The sequence below is a fragment of the Chitinophaga sp. YIM B06452 genome (assembly GCF_039655965.1).
In the GTDB taxonomy this organism is placed as follows: domain Bacteria; phylum Bacteroidota; class Bacteroidia; order Chitinophagales; family Chitinophagaceae; genus Chitinophaga.
Genome location: NZ_JAWLKY010000001.1, coordinates 97,977 through 117,139, shown reverse-complemented (window position 1 = coordinate 117,139; position 19,163 = coordinate 97,977). Strand labels below are relative to the sequence as shown.

The window sequence follows — 19,163 nt, the reverse complement described above, 5'->3', positions numbered from 1 at the left end:
TCCTTATTGATTGTAAGTACTAACAATTGAAACTTCCGTAATCCATACTTCATCATTTGGGAAATAAGTTTCTCCCGTTGAAAATCTACACAGATATGGAAAACTTGTACCACCAGAACACGAAGGTGCGGGAGGTGTTGCACTTACTACGGCTGTAAGATCAGTTGTACGAGCGCCCGGTTGAACATAATAAAGATTTACGGTTTTCTTCGACGTCCCATACGCCCCCACAATACCAGTAAGCAGGCATATGGCCAATACAGCCAATTTAATCTGTTTCATGTCACATGATTTTAATGAAAAATAATTAGAGAGTAATAATTAGAGCGTGTAATAAATGGAGAGTGTAAAAATAAACTGAAGAGTAGAAATAAAAAATGGAAGCCAGTTTTTTTAGAATAGGAACGGCTTCCAAAACCTAGTGTGTAGATGCATGTGTAGATGCAATAATGTTAATCTGGTCATAGGCAGGCGGAGCGTTTCTGTGATAGCGGCGGTGGAGAACGATCCCCATCACGCTGATGAATACAAAAAATAAGTTGAAATAAAGATGTTGCATCCAGGTAAAACTTGGTATCACCCCGCCGCAGGAGCATGGCACATGATCGAAGAAGTTCAGCTTGATCAGCGCTATGTACCCCGTAAAGATCAACATCAATATCAAAGAGCTATATAATCCCGACAGTAAAGTTCTTTTGAAAATAAGCAGGCCGGCGATGATGAATTGCAAAGCAGGTAAGCCCCAAACCAATGCCAATGAATACTTGTCGTCGAAAGGCTGGTCGTTCATCTGGAAAAGAAAGACCTTATAATCCATCAGTTTAGTCGTAGCCGCATATACGAAAAGTGAAAATAAAAGGAGGACGATAATCTCCATAATCCATTTGCGGTGCATAGAATATGGTTTTTTAAAGTTGGACAATCTAAAGAGCTTGATACGTTCTAACGAATTGGATGCGTATGAAAAAATGGTGCGGTTTCTCAAATTATTCATGCCTGCTGTTTTCTCTCGACCTCTAATGTAAATTTAAATTCTCAAAATGATTTTCCGGTTGCCGATTTGACCGAATCCTTTGCAATTTTAGCAGGCTTCAACCAACTCTCTCCGGAAGTCGCTGGGCGATAGTTTATAATGATTGGAAAACATCCTTGAAAAGCCCGCGGCGCTTTCATATCCTACTTCCCAGGCGATCTCGTGCACCGGCAGTTCCGTTCTTACCAGCAGCCTGCGGGCCCTTTCCAGCCGCAGGTCGCGGATGTAGTCGGCGAGCTGGTGATGGAATATTTTTTTGTAGCCCCGCCGCAGCTGTGTGGGCGGTATCCCGAAACGTTTGGAGAGTACCTGGATGGATAATTTCTTATCAATATTGTCGCGAATGTAATCTTTTATTTTTTTGTATAGTGGGTAATCGCGGTGATAAATGCTGGGATCTTCCTTGCGGTAGGCTGCCCCCATATCGTCCAGCGTTTTGAAGAGCAGGTCCAGCAGCAGTACCTGGCGTTTCAGCTGCCATATTTCCCCGGTAAGCTGCGTCTGTTCCAGCTCGGCCAGCTGGCGTTTGCTGGCGGCGTTGATGATGCCGGTGCGCGGCGCTTCGTAGGGATTGCTGATGCAGGTTTCGTCCAGCTGGCTGAAGATGCTGGGGCCCAGTTGCAATAGCAGCAAACGGTTATGGCCGGGCTGCAGGCGCAGGCTGTGCTGCTCGGGCTGAAGGCTTAGCAGGCTGTATTGCTGTTCCAGCAATGGCAGCGGGCTGTGCTGTTCGGTTTGAAGCGTTACGCTGCCCTCCAGGGCGTAGATCATCACCACCGAGGTTTGCGGCAGGTTCACCGGGATGGTGAAGGCGGATGTGGTTTCCAGATCATACAGCCATCCGCAGGTGTACTGATCTGAAAATTGCTGGGCAAGTATCTGCCCGGCAGCATGCCGGCTATATGTTGCACATGCATCCTGAACACGGCCGGCCGGCTGGTTGGCGGGAATCGTTCTGCTGAATGGGAAACCAGGTCCCAGCAGGATTCCTTCGGTTTGACTCAAAGGCATGGAAGCAGGAATTAAGTGACAGAATCAGTCTTTAAAGCTAGTCGGCAGAAAAAATATGGGCAGGCAATGGTTGAAACGGGTGTGAATACACCGGTTCTCATATCCTACTGAAACAATACCGCAGTGGGAATTGTTTGGCAGGTACGCAAAAGAACATTCACAATATTAAAGCTCATCCCCCGGGTACGGGTCACCGGCCTTTCGGTTCCGGTAAAACAGCCACCGGGAATTACTGAAAGCATGCTGCCTGCAGGAACCGTTCAATATGGCCTGGATCATTCCCATGAACGCTGTGCCCTGGCGGTACTGCCGTCAGCCTTACAGCAGATGTTTCGGCAGACAAGCTATTTCATTTTCTCCGCAATTGCAAGTAGCCGGTCCCCCGGAAAGTGACCCAATGAGGAATTTTTTCCACAACCGGCGCTTCCCTGGAAACTTTGGGAAAACACCCGGCACGTTTATGCCCGCTAAGCCCGGTTTCCAGCGTAGTATAGGCGTTCACGTTATTATATGTTATTGTCATGTTAATGTCATGTGGATGGATGACTTTTAAAGGAGCCGGTCATGCCTTTGCCGGAGGTTTTATCAAAGGGAAGAGGAGGAACGCCGGCTTTCAGGCGGATCATTCATTATGGGCGCAGGGTCTTTAACGGGTGTGTTTTTTTCTGTCATGGTTGCATCACTTTTCCGCGGCCTGTAACGCGGTTGCATCTTCCGGGTATTATCTTGTGCGCGTTAAGCTGCCTTTATTAATTCTTTATTGTTTTTGTATGAATACGCGCTGCTCCGCGAATAATATTTCCATGCACATTGATGACCGATGATACACCTGCCGCCCCGGCGGCGGATAAGACTTTCGTATGAATAACCGCTACTCTTAATTGTTTGAACGCACTACCAGTAACGCGTAAACGAAAATCAACCTTTTTACATCGCAGAAAGCAGCTCGTACGGGCGTATCCTCACGGGGTACGCCCTTTTTATTTTTGAAAGCAGAATGTATTACATTTATCGTCTCTAAAAACCCTTGAACTTATGAAGATCAGGATCATATTCTTGATGCTTGCCGGCCTCGCCTGCACCGGTGCCCGGGCCCAGAAAGTAACCCTGGCCGGCGGAAAGATGGCGGCCATTAAAGGCATAGATACTTTTAATATCGTGTTCGATTACAGCAAGATGACCGTGGGCGACCTGGGCCGTGAAGCCAACTATGTAAAAAAGAAACGCGCTGACGCGGAGAAGCGGTCGCTGGGCTCCGCCAATGCCTGGGAAGAAGGCTGGTACAACGACCGCACGGCACACTACGAGCCAAGGTTCCTTGCCGAATTCATCAAACAATCCGAGAAAGCGGCCGGCAGCTACCCGGATGCCCGTTACCAGCTGATCTTCAAAACCAAACATCTTGAGCCGGGCGGCGCCATCACCAGCAGAACGCCGAAGATGGACGCGGAAGTATGGATCGTGGAAGCCTCGGCTCCCACCAAGGCCCTCGTGAAGCTCCGGGTGGAAGACGCCACGGGCAACGGTGCCCTGGGCGACATCGCTTCCGGCGTCAGGATAGGGGAGGCTTACGCCAAAGCCGGCAAGGAACTGGGCGCATTCATCCTGAAGGAAACAAAATAAATTCTGCGTTAAGATAGTCTTGAAAGGCCGTCCTGCTCAGCCGGGACGGCCTTTTTAATTTATATTTATCCTATGAAAAGTATCACGGTATTTTGCGCGTCGAGCCCTGGTTTTAGCCCGGTGTATATGGACCTGGCTTACCTCGTGGGGAAAACGCTGGCAGAGAAAGGCATCCGCCTTGTATACGGCGGCGCAAATGTAGGACTGATGGGCGCTGTGGCGGACGGGGCGCTGGAAGCGGGCGGGGAAGTGATCGGCGTGCTGCCGGATTTTTTGCGGGCCAAAGAGATTGCCCACCGCGGCCTCACGGAACTGATCATGGTGGAAACCATGCACGAGCGCAAAACAAAAATGAACCAGCTGTGCGACGGTGTGATCGCCCTGCCCGGGGGCTACGGCACCCTGGAGGAGCTTTTTGAAATGATCACCTGGGCGCAGCTGGGCCTTCACCAGAAACCCATCGCACTGCTGAATGTTAACGGTTATTACGACCACCTGGTGAAACTGCTGCAGCACATGACCGGCGAAGGCCTGCTGAAAGCGGAGAACCAGCGCATGCTGCTCACCGGTACAGACATCCTGCAGGTGCTGGAACAGATGCGGCAATACACGCCGCCGCTGGTGGGCAAATGGATCACGGAAGAGGAAGTGTAGCGTCAGGCCGCATCCACCGGCACATGCTGCTCCGCCGTTTGGCGCAGCTGGCTGCGGATCTTCTCCCGGTGCATGGTGCCCCATTCCCGGAGGGAATTCACCACGGCGCCCAGCGTATTGCTGTAGTCGGTCAGTTCATATTCGATCACGACCGGCGTGGTGTTATGTACCTTTCGCAGCACGAAGCCGTTCAGTTCCAGCTCTTTCAGCTCATGGCTCAATACCTTGGCCGCAATGCCTTTCACTGTTTTCTGCAGCTCGTTGAACCGTTTGTTGCCCGAGCTCAGCGCCACGATGATGGGCAGCTTCCATTTGCCGTGCAAAACATACAATGCGTCCTGTACTGAGCTCAAAGCGGAGCAGGTCTCCCATTCTGCTGAAATTGTTTGTAACTTTAACATATATACTATTGTTAACTAACCTGGATGTAAGTGCTTACCTTTAGGTAACTACTTACCAAGCGTAAGCAAATGTACATAAGTTTGCATTCCTTTTTAAAACCAAACACACAACATGAAAAAGATTACCTGCTTCGTATTGCTCCTGGCAGCTTCGCTCAGCACTTTTGCTCAGAACTGGAAGTCGGACAAAGCGCATTCCCAGTTGAAATTCGACGTGCAGCACATGGGCATTTCCACTGTTTCCGGCGAGTTTAAAGACTTTTCCGCTACTGTTTCCGCCACTAAGGCTGATTTCAGCGACGCTACCTTTAACCTCACGGCCCAGACCGGCTCTATTAACACCGGCATCGAACAGCGCGACAACCACCTGAAAAGCCCGGATTTCTTTGACGCGGCTACCAACACCACCCTGACTTTCAAAAGCACTTCGCTGAAAAAGACCGGTGAGAACAAATACCAGGTTACCGGCGACCTCACCCTGCATGGCGTTACCAAACCCGTAACCCTGGACCTCTGGTACCGCGGCACCATCGAGAACCCGATGAACAAGAAGCCTGTAGCAGGTTTCCGCGCCACCGGCACCATCAAACGCTCCGATTTCGGTATCGGTAGCAAATTCCAGCCGCCCATGCTGAGCGACGAGATCGCGATCACGGCAGACGGTGAGTTTGGCAAAGAATAAACCCCGGCAAAAGGACATGATCTTGGAACCCGCCACCATGGCGGGTTTTTTTATTCCCGGATAATATTTTAGATAAAGTCTATAGAATTAGTAGGATAATAAATATTTCTCCCTATATTTGCATGACGATACCCGTTTATTAAAGTCATACCAACCTTAAAAAGAACATATGCGTACGATTAACCGATATGCAGACTTTCTGCCCCTCAGCTACGACATCCGCCGCACCAAACCGCAGGATAACACCCCCATTAAGCCTATTTCCGCCGGTCACACCCTGCCGCTGTTCAACCTTCACAAAGAGGATTTTGTGGTCCCTTTCCAGTTCCTGAACCGTGAAAGCAGCTACATTGTAGGCAGCGAACTGCTGAACCAGCCGCTGGTGCTGGCATTTTTCTCTATTCACTGGAACGGGTACGGTGAAAAATACATTAAAGAATTGCAGGACCTTTATGCGGACATACAGGTAATGGGAGGGCAGCTGCTGGTAGTTTCGGCGGATAGCCGTAAGGAACTGGAAGAAGTAGTAGCCAGATACAGCATCACTTTCCCCCTGGCGCAGGACCGCGGCCACCAGATAGCGCGCAGTGCCGGTATTTATGCTGAAACAGATCCCCTCTGGGACCGGCTTTCCGGCTTCGAGGAAAATGCGCCGCTGCCGGCCATTTACGTAATAGGCCAGAGCCAGCGTATCACCTACGACTTCACCGACCGTTATTTCGACCGTGTGATCAACCGCCGGGAACTGCTGTCTGAAGTTTACACCGCAGGGCAGGCCCAGGCGCTGAGCCGCGCGATCGCTTAAGCTTTCCTTACAGGTAAGGTTTCATTTCATCTTCAATATTCTTGCGGAGGTCCATCAGCCGGTGGGCATATTCTTCCATGCTCCGGTCGTGGTCCGTTTGCGGCACCCATTTGGGAATGGGCACGGTTTTGCCCTTTTCGTCGATCGCGGCGAACACCATGATGCAATGGGTGGTTTTCTCTTTCTCCTTCTGCCGCGGGTTGCCGGCGAATACATGAATGGAAATATGCATGCTGGTATTGCCGGTGTAGATGATGGAAGCGGATATTTCCACCAGGTCGCCGATGGAAATAGGCTTGTAGAAGCGGATGCCGCCTACATACACGGTCACGCAGTATTGCCCGCTCCAGTTGGCCGCACAGGTAAAGCCCGCCTGGTCTATCCATTTCATCACGGAGCCGCCGTGAACTTTCCCCCCGAAATTGACGTCTGAAGGTTCTGCCAGGAAGCGGAGGGTGACGGTGTGTTGCGGTTGTTCCATTTTATCGGTTTAATGAGTGATCACGATATTAATTACTGGTATGGTGTTGCATGAAGTGCATTTTATTGGTCACCTCGCCGCGCTCCTGCGCTGTTTTCTCCATACCCAGGGCGCTACGGGATGCGCATCCTGCCAGAGCCCTTTGCGTGCGGCCTTTGCTTCGGTTTGCGCCAGCGCCATTTCCCTGGTTTTGTTGAACTGGGTGTACTGCCAGGCATAACCGGCCTTTACCAGCTGGAGGTTCAGGCTCCCGCCGCCGGGAAGATATACTTCCGCCACCACGCGCCGGTATTGATCGCGGCTTTGCTGCTTCGCCGTCACCACTTTGCCGAAACAAAGGGAAGCCGTGTACTGCCGCGCCTTTTCTCCGAAGGCCTGCCCCTTCTCCGGGCTGTCTACCCCAAAAAGCCTGATGCGCACTGCTTTGCCATTCACCAGCATTTCGATCGTGTCCCCGTCTTTCACCGCCGTCACTTTCCCGGTATAGGTCTGTGCCCTGGCGATAACGCTGCCCAGGACCAGCATGAGTACTAATAATATGCGCATGTTGCAAGATTAAAAATTTCCTTGGATATTCCCTCTCGTTTATTATTTTTATGCAAACGTTTGCACTTCGGGCGGCGTTACCGTTTACAGCTTAAACATATCAAACATGCATTCCACTTTTGAAAAATTGACGGCAACAGTCATAGCTGCACTGTTGCTGCCCCTTGTCTCCCTTGCACAACCAGCAGCCAAAAAACGAATGGCTGCGCTTATAGACGACAACATGCAGTTTGCCGTAAAACAATACCAGGTGCTGAAAGCCAATACCCCTGCAGACCGTATGCCCCGCTCGTTTGCCAAAGGCAAATCCATCACCTCCGATACCGAATGGTGGTGCAGCGGCTTCTATCCTGGCACGCTTTGGTATCTCTATGAATACACCAAAGACCCGGACGTGAAAACCGAAGCTGAAAAAAGGCTGACCATCCTGGAAAAAGAAAAAAGATACACCGGCAATCACGATATCGGGTTCATGATCTTTTGCAGCTTCGGCAATGCCTACCGCATTACCGGCGACAAAAAATATAAAGACGTGATAGACACAGCGGCAGTATACCAGCTCACCCGCTACCGGCCGTCCATTAAGTCCATACAATCCTGGAACAAAAGCAGCAACCTGAACTGCCCCGTGATCATCGACAATATGATGAACCTGGAGCAACTGCTATGGACCTCGCAGAACGGCGGCAGCAGCCGGTTCCGGGAAATTGCGCTCATTCATGCGAACACTACTATCAAAAATCATTACCGCCCCGATTACAGTACTTTCCACATCGTGGATTACAACCTGGACAATGGCGAGATCATCAAAAAAGTGAATGGCCAGGGCGCGCATGATACGTCCGCCTGGAGCCGCGGCCAGGCCTGGGGACTGTACGGTTTCACGATGATGTACCGTTTCACCAGAGACCAAAAGTATCTCAACCAGGCCAAGCATATTGCCAACTTCATCCTCAGCCATCCTAACCTGCCGGCAGATAAGATCCCTTACTGGGATTACAATGCCCCGCAGATACCCACCTCCCGCGATGCTTCCGCCGGCGCCATTGCCGCATCAGCGCTGCTGGAGCTGGGCCAGTACACTACCGGCAGGGAACGCTCCCGCTACGTGGACGCCGCCACGGTGATGCTGCAATCCCTTTCATCGGATGCATACCGCGCCAAACTGGGCGAGAATGGCGGCTTCCTGCTGAAGAACAGTGTGGGCAGCTTCCTCGCCAATTCAGAAGTGGATGTACCGCTCACTTACGCGGATTATTATTTCCTGGAGGGTTTGCTGCGGTATAAAAAATGGTATCTCTGAACTGTCATTGCAGAAGTCGCAGGGCTAACGTGTAAGGGAAAACGAAGTGGAAAGAAAAGCCCGTCATTGCGAGGAGCAGCAGAGCCAAAGTGGGTGGGGCGACGAAGCAATCTCTTTCCTCGGACTGATATGCCCGATGTTTGGAGATTGCTTCGTCGCGCTTCCTGTTGCATAGGATTTCCTGTTGCTCCTCGCAATGACGGGCTTTTTATGAAATGACAGACTTCTTCGAACTGACCCTTTTTCCTGTATCGTTACAACTTCGGTTTCGACCTGTGGAAGTCGCGCAGGTAGGCGCATTGGGTGAGCCGTTCTTTGTAAAATTCCGTTTCCTGGTAGTTTTTATATAGTTCCGGGAAGTAAGGATTATTCATCGCCAGCCAGGCCCATTCCTGGTCGCCCTCGTGCGGGAGATGTTTTTGCGCGCAGCGGGCGGCCATGTAGAGGCATTGTGCCTTGAATTCCTTATCTGTTGCGGCGTCTGCGGCTTTTTTATAGTATTCTTCCGCGCGGTAACAACCGAAGTATTGTTTCAGGGAAGGCGATTTGTCGTCTTCCTTTGAATACCAATCGGTGCTGGGCCGGTAATTGGCGGAGAACTGGTAAGAATGCCCGTAATATGAAATGCTGAACAGGCCTGTGGCGTATTCGAAATACGCTTTGGCGTCGGGTTTCTTCTTCATTTGTTTTTCCAGCTCCGCCATCCGCTCTGCAAACTGAAGCTGGGTGATGACGGGCAGTTTGGTGGAATCGGCGTCGTCATACCCATAATCTTCCAGTTGCGGCGTAAACACCAGCGTAGCAGAACGGCTGCTGCCGGAGCGTTTGAACCATTCCACCGCGTCCTGGAACTGGTGTACCCGCACATAATTCACGGCGATCATTTCACCGATCTCTTTATCGTCCATATTAAGCTGCTCATACAGGTATTGCTCGAACGGCGTTTTTTTCTTTGACTGGTAGCCATTGTACAAGGCCAGCAGGTGCTGGGTTTGAAGGGAATCCTGCATATAATCCTTCCCGGCTACACTGTAGTAGCTGTAGCTGTAAGGCAGCACCTGGTCCCTTTTCACGAGGATGAGCGCTCTGCGGGCAAGGTCGTCCTGTTTGGTATAACGCGTGGCAATCATAAGGTCCAGCAGGTTGCGGTACATGCGCTGGTAATAGAAGGTATCCATTTCGGCGGCACTGGGGTTGTAGACATTATCACGTGCCCCGGTGGATTTGGTATCCAGCCAGCGGAGGGATTCCAGCAGCTTGTTTTCGAAAGCGGCGTCTATGGTGGGTTGTTCGTTGATGGTGACCAGCAGCTTCACCACTTCCAGCTGGTCTTTCAGCGCGGGGCGGAGGTTGGGGGCTGAAGCGGCCGCCAGCCGGCTGCGGGCGCCGGAAAAGTCTTTGAGCATGGCGGAGATGTAGGCGGAAGAGATATGCCACAGCGCGGGTTCTTTTACCTTTCCGCCTTTGGCCAGCTCGTCCAGTAATTGCTGCACCTGGAGAACGGGCGATTGGTCCTCCTTTTTTTCCGTCCAGTAGTACGCATGCTGGTTCGCTTCTTCCCGGAGCATATTGGTGAAGTAATTTTCTTCCAGCTTATTCATCTCGCGGCTCAGCAATACGTCCAGCATGGGCGATTGCGGATCGAGGCTGTATACTTTCCGTAGGCCTTCCGTATTCACATCTATCGTTTTCAGCGCATAAATAGCCGCCACGGTGGCCTTTTCCCGGTTATTCTTACAGAGCGGCAGCACGGAGTTTTCATATGCATCTGTATAATGCACGTTCCGGTAAGCCATTTCCCGCTGCGATGGCGCGTTTTCAAAGATGCGGGAAAAGAGGTAGGCGCTTTGGGCCTTTTTGCCGGTGCGGCGCAGGGCGCCCGCGCGCAGCCCTTCGATCTTGTAATGGATCAGCGAGGTGGAGCCGGCGGGCGTGGTGAGAGAATCATAATATTGCAGCGCCTGCGTATAGGCGTTACAGTAATGTGCCAGCCGGATGCTCTGGAAAGCAAAACGTTCGCGGACATCAGGGTTCTTGCAGGCTTTGTAGAGCTGCACGCCGTTGCGGGAAAGTTTGATCATGGTAAGGGAATCCCTTTTCACCTCATCCCAGCCTGCAGGCCCTTCTACGTATGGCTCGCATTGTTTGGCAAACATGAGGTAGCCCAGCGTTTCTTTATCCGCCGACCTGATGAAATGCTGCGTCAGGGCGTTGAGCCTCGCGCTGTCTGCCAGCTGGAGTGCGGCGCCTTTTTCGATGTGCATGTACAGGTTGCTCATCTGCCCGCGAGAGAACCCGTAGATAAATTCGTTGAGGTCTTTTCCCGGGATCTTACCGCCGAAGAACTTTTTCCATTCTTCCAGGTTGAGTGTTTCTTCGGAGATCTCGCTGCCGTAGAAATCGGTGAGAGCCGTATAGTAAAATGGCTCAAACCCTCGTTGGGCGGGAATGTTGGGGTTATAAAAATTTGCGTAGTAGTCATACGGGTCCGGTTCCGGGCCGCAGGAAAACACATAGGCAACACCGCTGAGCACCAATGCGAGGCAGCTACTCAAAAATATGGTAAATCGTTTCCAGTTCATGCAGTGAATACTTTTGCAGGATGATGGGATCAAGGTGATAAAATATAATGGCCGGCGTGTGGGGTTGCCGCTGCCGGCTAAGGTGACGTGCTGCCTTTTGCAGCAGCTCCGGCGGACAGCTTTCGTGGCGCACCACGTCGCCCCGCCTGATCAGTACGTTTTGCTGCGCCGTGTCGCGGAGGGCGGTGTAGGTATGATCACCGTCTTCCCGGAAAAGCTGCGTATTGCTGAGCGGCAGCTGCCGCAGCAAGCCGGCGTATTTTTTATCGCGAAACAGCACGTTCCACTCAAAGAGCGGCAGCGCCAGGTCCAAAGATAAAGGATAATTGGTGATCCTGTCCGGCCCGGTGTAGGCGCGCAGCGCTTCCATGTCCAGGATGGAATTGTGGTCGCCGGGTTTGCGGAGGTCGCCCATATTGTAGCACATCAGCAGGCCTTTGTCTACAGGCGGCACGCCGCTGCTGCCGGTGTATTTCACCTGGTGCATGCGGATAGTGGCCGAGAGCTGGCGGTTGGCGAAGAAAGGCTGCCGCCGGAGCTGTTGCAGGAAACTGAAATACCGGTCGCGGCTGGTACGCGTCCAGTCGCAGTCCAGCTGTATTTCTTTGATCTGCCGCGGCGGTATCTGCATGCATTGTTTTTCCAGCAAAGAAGCTGTTCTTTCTGCCATGAGCTGTGCCCAGCCGGTATCTTTCTGTTGCCAGATCTCGTTCATCAGGAATACGACCGGGATAATTTCCAGGCTGTCAGGAAAAGGTTCTTTAAAATCCGCGATGGCAACGGGAACGGCTGTACGATTTATTTCATTCCAGGCTACGTCGAAACATTTCACATACAGCCTGCTGACGTGCAGGTCCTGCAGCGCGGCCTTCTCAGGTGGGGACAGCGCATATTGCTGTTTCCAGAAATAAAATGCGCGGTGCACTTCCCGGGGGCGGGAACAGGCCATGCACAAGGGTAAGAGGCTCCATAACAGTATCGTACGTACGTTCATGCGTTTGCAAATATCGGCAAATCAGCGGATCAGTGCGCTGTACATCCTGGACCGGTGATAGATCGAAGGATGTTCGCGCAGCAGTTCGGTCTTTTTATAGCCCGCATCATGGAAAAGCCTTTGCAGGTTTGGAAAGGAGAGGGGGTAAGGCACCCATGGGTTGGGTGTATCCATGTTGTATTCCACGATGAGGAAATGGTGTTTTTTGTCCAGGTGCGCGGCAGCTTTGGAAAGGAAAGCCGGTTTGTTTTTCACGAAGTGCAGGGAATTGGCCATCAGTATGCCCTGCAGGGCGGGCAGTTTCCATTCGTCCTTTTCAAAGTCCATCTGTACAGGCCGGATGTTGGATTTCGGGAATGTGCCCGGCTCACGGTCTACCGCGAAGATGGTGCTGCCCGGGTGAAGGAGGCTGGCCAGCGCCCGGGTGAAGAGGCCCTGCCCGCAGCCAAGGTCTGCCCAGGTGGCGGGTTCCGGCGTGCGGATGGCAGGGGTGTCTATCAGGGATATGGCAGTGCTGAGTTCCATTCGTTATTTGTTGATGGCGATGATACGGTAGCCGTCCGGCAGGGAGGCGAACCATATTTCGCCGCTGCCGATCATGGCGCCCTGGGCGTTGCGGAAGATGCGGTCCAGCCGCTGGCTGTCTACCGTGGCTTTCAGCGAGGCGTCGAATATTTTGTTGTAGCCGTCTAGGAACGATTTTTCAGTTTTATATTCCCGGAGGGGGAACTGGATATGCGCGGCGATGCTGTCTTTCCGGTCGTTTTTCACCCAATCCTTGAAGCGGAGGAGGAACTGTTTGAACCCGGCGGGATCGTCGAACCCCGCGGTACTCCAGCTGGTGGGCACGGTGCCGTCTTCAAAAAGGGTGTCCTGCGCCTGCGTTTGAGCGGCCACCTGCTGGTCTACAGTGGGTGGCGGGGCCACGGGTACGAGGTCTTTTACGCCGTCTACGATGTTGCTGTCTGCGGTTGTTTTCTGGCTGGTGGTATTGCAGGCAAACAGCAGGGGGAGCAGTAATATGATATAAAGGAATTTCATATGGTAGGCTTTGATGTTCAATGAAATTAAGTATTTCCGGGGGCTTAAAATTTTTGTTAAAAAGATTTGCTTATATGCTTTAATTGTCCTTATCTTTGCAATCCCAAAACGGAAGAGCGCAAGGTTCTGACGTGATTAAAGGAAATGTTGGATCGGTAGTTCAGTCGGTTAGAATGCCGCCCTGTCACGGCGGAGGTCGCGGGTTCGAGTCCCGTCCGGTCCGCAAAAAGTCGCTCACTAAGGGCGGCTTTTTTTGTTTGGGAACTGCCCCAGGTACGGGAATTTTATATTTTTCCTGTTCTCATAGATAATAAATTTCCCCACAGCCTGATGAGATTATAAAAAATCAAGTACATTTGTCCAATATGCATGCTATGTTCATGTTAATTTAATAGAACCGAAATCTAGATGCCATGCGCTCGTCAACCATTATGAGATATAGGTAGCCTTGATAAATTCGGTTAGCTGGCAATTATTCCCCGTTTTGTTTTTTGAAATTTATCAGTATACAGTAAAATAAAATCTAATCGATGCCTATGTATGATGAAACTTAACTTATTAGTGAGCCCCATGGGCTGTCTCCGTACCTGCAACGGCCCAATGATGCAGGCATACCCATTCTCATATCGATAAACAGTATCAGCCGCGGCGCAATATGGCCGCAGTTAGCAGGATTATCGTTGCCCGTTTCCGGCAGAATTGCCTGGCGGGAAGAGGTATACAGATGAAACATCTTCCAAATCTAAATTGTCAAAAACATGCGCAAAATTTTATGCCTGTTTACCTGCCTGTTTTTAATAGCGGTGGGCGCTAATGCCCAGGTAAAGGTAATTTCAGGAAAAATTACGGATGCAACTGGCGCTCAGTTGCCATTTGTAACAGTGTCTATCAAGGGTACCAGTTCCGGTACAATTTCCAAACAAGACGGTACTTACAGCCTGCAAGTGCCTCCACAGGGCAAAGTCCTTGTTTTTTCCACAATTGGCATGAAGGTAAAAGAAGTGGAGATCGGTGACAAAACGGAGATCAATGTGACCCTGGAAACCGGGGTAAATGAACTGGAAGAATTTGTGGCTGTGGCTTACGGTTCACAAAGGAAGACGGCTTTTACGGGAAGTGCTTCCACTATCACGGCGGAGCCTTTACAGGCGCGTCCTGTGGCATCCTTTGATAAAGCCCTCCAGGGCCTCGCCACCGGTATTACGGTACAGAGCGCTTCCGGCCAGCCCGGCGGCAGCAGCACCATCCGCATCCGCGGCGCGAGCAACTTTGCTTCCTCCCAGCCCCTCTTTGTGCTGGATGGTGTAGCGATCGCTGAAGGCGATTATACCCAGGCTTCAACAACTGCAAACATCCTTTCTACGCTTGACCCGAAAGACATTGAGACCATTACCGTGCTGAAAGACGCGACTGCTGCTGGTCTGTATGGTTCCCGCGCCGCGAACGGCGTTGTGGTGATCACTACCAAAAAAGGCCGCGCAGGAAGATCTAATATCAACTTCAGTGCAAATAACGGGTGGTCTTCTATCGCCGTAGACCGTCATGCTATGATGGGCGGCGCCGAATTTTACAAATATTATTGGGATTATTATAATACGCAAAACCTGGCTGCCGGCCAGAATGCCGCTACTGCTGCAACTAACGCGAATAACAGCACCATCAATATCCTGAAAATTAATCCATACAACACGGCTCAGCCTCTGGGCGCAGGCGGAGCGCTGAATAACGGGGCGAAGCTGCTGTACGATACAGACTGGCGCGATGCCGTGATGAACCAGGGCCGCACCGAAGATTACGCCATGAATGTTTCCGGCGGCAACGAAAAAACGAAATTCTATTTTGGCGGTTCTTATTTCAACCAGAAAGGTATCATACTGGCTTCCAACTTCAAACGCTATTCTGCAAGGGTGAACCTGGAGCATGCTGTGAACAGCTTCATCAAAGCCGGTGTAAACACGACACTTTCATACACGGACCAGAATACTCCTGCAGGCGCAGGTGGAGCGGCTAACCCGATCCGTTTCTCCGAGATCGTGTCTAACGTTTATCCGCTGTACCAGCTGGATGCAAATGGTAACCCTGTTCCCGCCGTTTCCGGCGACGGCTACGAATACTACTATCGTACGCCGCTGGTAATGGACTACAACCCGGTTGGCCTTGCCAAAAACAATATCTACCGCGCCAAAACCGTAAGAGGTATCTTCAGCCCGTGGGTCGAAGTGAGCTTCCTGAAAAATTTCAAATTCAAAACACTCGGCGCCGTTGACTATTTCGATATCAACGAAACCCGCTTTTATAATCCCGAGCATGGCGACGGTGCAAGCGTTAAAGGCCGTACGTCCCGCTACCGCCCCCGCAACCTTGACCTGACGCTTACCAATATGTTGTCTTACGACCGCCAGTTTGGCGCACATACTGTAGGCGTAATGGTTGGCCAGGAAGCGCTGAACTTTACTTATGAGAACAGCTTCATGCACGGTACAACCTTCCCCTTCGGAGGTATATATGAACTGGAAGCGGCTGCCACACCCGTTCAGGTGAGCACCACCACTACGCAGAAAAGAATGCTTTCCTGGTTCTCCAGGCTCAACTATAGCTATGCAGACAAGTACTACGTTACAGGAGGCGTACGCCGTGATGGTTCTTCTGTATTCGGTTCAGACAAACGCTATGGCGTGTTCTGGAACGTAGGCGGTGGCTGGCGCGTTGGCCGTGAAGACTTCCTTGCCGCCCAAACCTGGATCGACGAACTGAAGCTGAAAGCTAGCTATGGCACTTCCGGTAACGACAACAGTCTTGGACGTTATGCACGCCTCGGTCTGTACAAAACCGGTAACAACTACAATGGCCTGCCTGGTATAACTTACAACCAACTGGAAAATACGGAGCTCCAATGGGAGTCAAACAAAGTGCTCGATATCGGTCTGGAATTTGCATTCCTTCGCCGCTTCAGAGGTGAGATTGGTTATTTCAACCGCAAGTCGGAAGACCTGCTGTTCGACAAGCCTATCTCTTACCTGACCGGTTTCGAGTCTATCAGCAGCAACCTGGCGTCTATCCGTAATACTGGTTTTGAAGCGATGGTGGAAGCTACGATCTTCAACACCAAAGACTTTAACTGGACCGCTTCAGTAAACTACACGAAGGTTAATAACAAGATCCTGTCCATGAACGTGGATTCCCTTGTGGATCCCAATGCCAGTTCCAAGAGACTGAAGATCGGCAAAGACCGTTATCAGTTCTATCTCAGGGAATGGGCAGGCGTGGACCCGGCAGACGGCCGTCCGCAGTGGTATCAGAACGAGATGGTGAACGGACAGCTCACCGGTAAAAAAGTGATCACTAAAGATTACAACGCAGCTACCCGGTATGAAATGGGGTCTTCGCTTCCGAAGTTCTTTGGCGGTTTCAATAACACTTTCCGTTACAAAGATTTCGATCTGAGCATCTACACCTTCTTCAGCGTAGGTGGTAAGATCTATGATAACTCATATTCCCAGCTGATGGTTGCTGGTAACACACCGGGCCAGCAGATGTCTCCGGACATGCACAAAGCCTGGAAAAAAGCAGGTGATGTAACCGACATTCCACGTTTCTCCCCTAGCAACACAGACCTCGGCAACAGCGTTTCTTCCCGTTTCCTGTACGACGGTACTTATGCGAGGGTGAAAAACATCAATCTGGGTTACCAGGTTCCGAAGTCGCTGCTGGGCAGAGTCGGAGTAGCGAACCTGCGTGCATATGTATCTGCAGAGAATCTGTTTACCTGGGCGAAACACAAAGGCGTAGATCCGGAAATGGCGATCGGTGGTAGTGCCGATAATGATGTTCCCAACGTGAAAACGTTTACTGTAGGTTTAAATCTTGGCTTCTAATCTTAAATCGAGAAAATAATGAAACGCATATTTTATATATTTTTATCAGGCACGCTTCTGCTGGCCAGCAGTTGCGGAAAGGATTACCTCGAAACGACTCCTCCGGGCTCGGTTGCCGCGTCTACCGCTTTCAGCACACCGGAGAGGGTAACAGCCGCGATGAATGGCCTGTACGATCTTATTACCACTTCTTCCTTCAACACCCACATCGCGTTGACGCAGGATATCAAGGGCGGAGATATGGTACTGGTGAGAACGGGCAACTATAACCGCTTCGTTACCGAATACCAGTTCCAGCAATCACCTACAGCCGGTAATGGTGGCGCTTTCCTAAGGGATGGTTACAAGCTTATCGCCAATACGAACGTGGCGATCACCGAGCTGCCTAAAACAACGCTTTCCGATGCCCTGAAAAACGATTATCTCGCTGAAGCAAGAGCACTCAGGGCGTGGGCTCACCTGCATCTTGTGCGTCTTTTCTCACAGCCGTATGCTGTAAATCAGAATGCTCTCGGCATTCCCGTAGTGGATAAAGTGATCGGGCCTAATGATCCGATTCCCGGCCGCGGAACAGTGAAAGCAACTTATGATTTCATTCTTGCTGATCTCCTTTTTGCAAAAGCCAATATCAGCACTACCCGCGCCAACAACACCGGACGTTTTACGATTAATGTCGTGAATGGCCTGCTGGCAAGGGTTTACCTGGATATGCAGCAATGGCAGAACGCCGCAGACCACGCGAAGCTCGCCCGTACCGGCTACCCGCTGGCTGCCGCTTCTACACTGCTGGACGGTTTTGTAGACAAAACCTCCGAGTGGATCTGGACACTTGTTTACCGGTCAGACGACAACACCGGTTACCTGCAGATCGCTTCTTTCCAGGAGCCTTACGACATTGGCTACAGCACTTTCCGCGCTACTACTTCTTTCGTGAACATGTTTGCGGATAACGATATCCGTAAAAAACAATTCTATGTAAACCTGGACAAAGTGGCAACTTACGAAGGCGATGCGCTGCAACGTGACGATCTTTATTTTTCCCGCGATGGTTTCCTGATGAATAAATTCTATTTCCGTGATGCATGGGACCTCAGTGTTCCGATGATGCGTTCCGCGGAAATGTGGCTCATCGAAGCGGAAGCAGAAGCTGAGCTGGGGCACGACGGACTGGCGCAGGATGCGCTTTTTGCCGTTCAGGGCAGGGCTATCACAGGCGCAACTAAATCTACCAATACCGGCGCCGCTCTGAAAACCGAGATCCGCGACGAAAGAAGGAAAGAGCTCTTCGGCGAAGGTTTCCGTTTCTACGACCTCACCCGCCGAAAGGAAACGCTTACCCGCGCAATGCCCGACCACTGGGCCGCGCTCACGCTCGCTACAGGCGACTACCGCAATGTTCTCCCGATCCCTGAAAGGGAAACTGATATCAGCGGTCTGGAACAAAATCCCGGTTATACAAGATAATCCTTAATACTGTTTTCGAAGAAGGCCCGCATTGTGCGGGCCTTTTTTTATGCAGGGAACAAAACCCCTTGCTTAACGCGGATTATTCCAGTTAGTAATAAACTTTGAAGATGTCATTGTTCGTTTTGAAATTCATCCTGCTTTTAATTCGGCTGTTGGTCATCTGATAATTGTCGGAAAAAGCCCGCTACAGCCGATTTGAAGTGTCGGTAAAAAAAATGGAGGAATTAAATTTGGAAGTTTGAAGTAATTATTTCTATATTTGCAGCCCCGAAAGAGGAAGTTGGATCGGTAGTTCAGTCGGTTAGAATGCCGCCCTGTCACGGCGGAGGTCGCGGGTTCGAGTCCCGTCCGGTCCGCACGATTTTTCAGAGACCCGCGCATTGCGCGGGTTTTTTGTTTTTTAATTGAGTTCCCCTCATTATTACAATTAGCTTACGTAAATAAACATCCTGTATAATCATTCTATCTTTAAGCAATCGTTTAAGATGAGAAATTCCCCTTACTCTTTCCAGCTGGTTGTTTGCCTGAAACGGATGCTTGATGTCGCCTAAAACGAAAAGCCCGAGAATACCGGATGCTTTGGATGTCGAGAAAACGGATTGGCATATTTACCATCAGGACCGCTATAACATTGCATCCCCGCCTGCGCTCTTACCGCAGTAACG

17 protein-coding genes and 2 tRNA genes are annotated in these 19,163 nt (G+C 51.0%); 9 read left to right on the top strand and 10 right to left on the bottom strand.

What is annotated here, in order from left to right:
• Positions 1-3: 3 nt before the first annotated feature.
• The 3 genes from R3I13_RS00440 to R3I13_RS00430 form a co-directional block, all read right to left on the bottom strand.
• Complete coding sequence (locus R3I13_RS00440) at positions 4-282, bottom strand: hypothetical protein (RefSeq protein ID WP_346315930.1); 279 nt, start codon at positions 280-282, stop codon at positions 4-6.
• Positions 283-418: 136 nt separating this feature from the next.
• Positions 419-895: a MauE/DoxX family redox-associated membrane protein gene (locus R3I13_RS00435; RefSeq protein WP_346315929.1), complete on the bottom strand. Its 477-nt coding sequence runs from the start codon at positions 893-895 to the stop codon at positions 419-421.
• A 186-nt stretch (positions 896-1,081) separates the two neighbouring features.
• Positions 1,082-2,044, bottom strand: a complete 963-nt coding sequence (locus R3I13_RS00430; protein ID WP_346315928.1) for an AraC family transcriptional regulator — start codon at positions 2,042-2,044, stop codon at positions 1,082-1,084.
• A 1,035-nt stretch (positions 2,045-3,079) separates the two neighbouring features.
• On the opposite strand from R3I13_RS00430, the gene R3I13_RS00425 reads away from it, so the two are divergent.
• Together R3I13_RS00425 and R3I13_RS00420 are read left to right on the top strand one after the other, a co-directional pair.
• Positions 3,080-3,667: a hypothetical protein gene (locus tag R3I13_RS00425; protein ID WP_346315927.1), complete on the top strand. Its 588-nt coding sequence runs from the start codon at positions 3,080-3,082 to the stop codon at positions 3,665-3,667.
• Between the two features lie 72 nt (positions 3,668-3,739).
• On the top strand, positions 3,740-4,321 hold the full coding sequence (locus R3I13_RS00420) for a TIGR00730 family Rossman fold protein (RefSeq protein WP_346315926.1): 582 nt from the start codon (positions 3,740-3,742) through the stop codon (positions 4,319-4,321).
• A 2-nt stretch (positions 4,322-4,323) separates the two neighbouring features.
• On the opposite strand, the gene R3I13_RS00415 is transcribed toward R3I13_RS00420, so the two are convergent.
• Positions 4,324-4,722, bottom strand: a complete 399-nt coding sequence (locus R3I13_RS00415; protein WP_346315925.1) for a helix-turn-helix domain-containing protein — start codon at positions 4,720-4,722, stop codon at positions 4,324-4,326.
• Positions 4,723-4,834: 112 nt separating this feature from the next.
• Between R3I13_RS00415 and R3I13_RS00410 the strand changes: the two genes are divergently transcribed.
• Together R3I13_RS00410 and R3I13_RS00405 are read left to right on the top strand one after the other, a co-directional pair.
• Positions 4,835-5,404, top strand: a complete 570-nt coding sequence (locus tag R3I13_RS00410) for a YceI family protein (RefSeq protein ID WP_346315924.1) — start codon at positions 4,835-4,837, stop codon at positions 5,402-5,404.
• Between the two features lie 169 nt (positions 5,405-5,573).
• Positions 5,574-6,209: a redoxin domain-containing protein gene (locus R3I13_RS00405; RefSeq protein ID WP_346315923.1), complete on the top strand. Its 636-nt coding sequence runs from the start codon at positions 5,574-5,576 to the stop codon at positions 6,207-6,209.
• Between the two features lie 7 nt (positions 6,210-6,216).
• On the opposite strand, the gene R3I13_RS00400 is transcribed toward R3I13_RS00405, so the two are convergent.
• Together R3I13_RS00400 and R3I13_RS00395 are read right to left on the bottom strand one after the other, a co-directional pair.
• Entirely contained in the window at positions 6,217-6,690 is a 474-nt protein-coding gene (locus R3I13_RS00400) for an acyl-CoA thioesterase (protein WP_346315922.1), read from the bottom strand.
• 69 nt (positions 6,691-6,759) lie between these two features.
• The gene (locus R3I13_RS00395) at positions 6,760-7,236 is read right to left on the bottom strand and encodes a thermonuclease family protein (RefSeq protein WP_346315921.1); all 477 of its coding nucleotides are present in this window, start codon (positions 7,234-7,236) and stop codon (positions 6,760-6,762) included.
• 106 nt (positions 7,237-7,342) lie between these two features.
• On the opposite strand from R3I13_RS00395, the gene R3I13_RS00390 reads away from it, so the two are divergent.
• Positions 7,343-8,539, top strand: a complete 1,197-nt coding sequence (locus R3I13_RS00390; RefSeq protein WP_346315920.1) for a glycoside hydrolase family 88 protein — start codon at positions 7,343-7,345, stop codon at positions 8,537-8,539.
• A 254-nt stretch (positions 8,540-8,793) separates the two neighbouring features.
• Here R3I13_RS00390 and R3I13_RS00385 read toward each other — a convergent pair whose 3' ends face one another.
• The 4 genes from R3I13_RS00385 to R3I13_RS00370 are packed head-to-tail and all read right to left on the bottom strand — an operon-like array spanning position 8,794 to position 13,156.
• Positions 8,794-11,121 carry a hypothetical protein gene (locus R3I13_RS00385; RefSeq protein WP_346315919.1) on the bottom strand — a complete coding sequence of 776 codons (2,328 nt, stop codon included), beginning with the start codon at positions 11,119-11,121 and terminating at the stop codon, positions 8,794-8,796.
• Positions 11,087-12,115, bottom strand: coding sequence for a hypothetical protein (locus R3I13_RS00380; RefSeq protein ID WP_346315918.1), 1,029 nt, complete (start codon positions 12,113-12,115; stop codon positions 11,087-11,089). The genes R3I13_RS00385 and R3I13_RS00380 overlap by 35 nt, the downstream gene beginning before the upstream one ends.
• 21 nt (positions 12,116-12,136) lie before the next feature.
• Positions 12,137-12,640, bottom strand: coding sequence for a methyltransferase domain-containing protein (locus tag R3I13_RS00375; protein ID WP_346315917.1), 504 nt, complete (start codon positions 12,638-12,640; stop codon positions 12,137-12,139).
• A 3-nt stretch (positions 12,641-12,643) separates the two neighbouring features.
• Positions 12,644-13,156 carry a hypothetical protein gene (locus R3I13_RS00370; protein ID WP_346315916.1) on the bottom strand — a complete coding sequence of 171 codons (513 nt, stop codon included), beginning with the start codon at positions 13,154-13,156 and terminating at the stop codon, positions 12,644-12,646.
• A gap of 149 nt (positions 13,157-13,305) precedes the next feature.
• Here R3I13_RS00370 and R3I13_RS00365 point away from each other — a divergent pair.
• The 4 genes from R3I13_RS00365 (at position 13,306) to R3I13_RS00350 (ending at position 18,854) form a co-directional block, all read left to right on the top strand.
• A tRNA-Asp gene (locus R3I13_RS00365) sits at positions 13,306-13,379 on the top strand.
• A 535-nt stretch (positions 13,380-13,914) separates the two neighbouring features.
• On the top strand, positions 13,915-17,031 hold the full coding sequence (locus R3I13_RS00360) for a TonB-dependent receptor (protein ID WP_346315915.1): 3,117 nt from the start codon (positions 13,915-13,917) through the stop codon (positions 17,029-17,031).
• 18 nt (positions 17,032-17,049) lie between these two features.
• Entirely contained in the window at positions 17,050-18,495 is a 1,446-nt protein-coding gene (locus R3I13_RS00355) for a RagB/SusD family nutrient uptake outer membrane protein (protein ID WP_346315914.1), read from the top strand.
• A gap of 285 nt (positions 18,496-18,780) precedes the next feature.
• A tRNA-Asp gene (locus tag R3I13_RS00350) sits at positions 18,781-18,854 on the top strand.
• The last annotated feature ends 309 nt before the right edge of the window (positions 18,855-19,163 follow it).

Coding starts and splice junctions, on each gene's coding strand:
- R3I13_RS00395 (WP_346315921.1), bottom strand. CDS start 7,236: ATGCGCATATTATTAGTACTCATGCTGGTCCTGGGCAGCGTTATCGCC.
- R3I13_RS00360 (WP_346315915.1), top strand. CDS start 13,915: ATGCGCAAAATTTTATGCCTGTTTACCTGCCTGTTTTTAATAGCGGTG.
- R3I13_RS00435 (WP_346315929.1), bottom strand. CDS start 895: ATGCACCGCAAATGGATTATGGAGATTATCGTCCTCCTTTTATTTTCA.
- R3I13_RS00385 (WP_346315919.1), bottom strand. CDS start 11,121: ATGAACTGGAAACGATTTACCATATTTTTGAGTAGCTGCCTCGCATTG.
- R3I13_RS00355 (WP_346315914.1), top strand. CDS start 17,050: ATGAAACGCATATTTTATATATTTTTATCAGGCACGCTTCTGCTGGCC.
- R3I13_RS00440 (WP_346315930.1), bottom strand. CDS start 282: ATGAAACAGATTAAATTGGCTGTATTGGCCATATGCCTGCTTACTGGT.
- R3I13_RS00430 (WP_346315928.1), bottom strand. CDS start 2,044: ATGCCTTTGAGTCAAACCGAAGGAATCCTGCTGGGACCTGGTTTCCCA.
- R3I13_RS00415 (WP_346315925.1), bottom strand. CDS start 4,722: ATGTTAAAGTTACAAACAATTTCAGCAGAATGGGAGACCTGCTCCGCT.
- R3I13_RS00425 (WP_346315927.1), top strand. CDS start 3,080: ATGAAGATCAGGATCATATTCTTGATGCTTGCCGGCCTCGCCTGCACC.
- R3I13_RS00400 (WP_346315922.1), bottom strand. CDS start 6,690: ATGGAACAACCGCAACACACCGTCACCCTCCGCTTCCTGGCAGAACCT.
- R3I13_RS00405 (WP_346315923.1), top strand. CDS start 5,574: ATGCGTACGATTAACCGATATGCAGACTTTCTGCCCCTCAGCTACGAC.
- R3I13_RS00380 (WP_346315918.1), bottom strand. CDS start 12,115: ATGAACGTACGTACGATACTGTTATGGAGCCTCTTACCCTTGTGCATG.
- R3I13_RS00410 (WP_346315924.1), top strand. CDS start 4,835: ATGAAAAAGATTACCTGCTTCGTATTGCTCCTGGCAGCTTCGCTCAGC.
- R3I13_RS00370 (WP_346315916.1), bottom strand. CDS start 13,156: ATGAAATTCCTTTATATCATATTACTGCTCCCCCTGCTGTTTGCCTGC.
- R3I13_RS00375 (WP_346315917.1), bottom strand. CDS start 12,640: ATGGAACTCAGCACTGCCATATCCCTGATAGACACCCCTGCCATCCGC.
- R3I13_RS00390 (WP_346315920.1), top strand. CDS start 7,343: ATGCATTCCACTTTTGAAAAATTGACGGCAACAGTCATAGCTGCACTG.
- R3I13_RS00420 (WP_346315926.1), top strand. CDS start 3,740: ATGAAAAGTATCACGGTATTTTGCGCGTCGAGCCCTGGTTTTAGCCCG.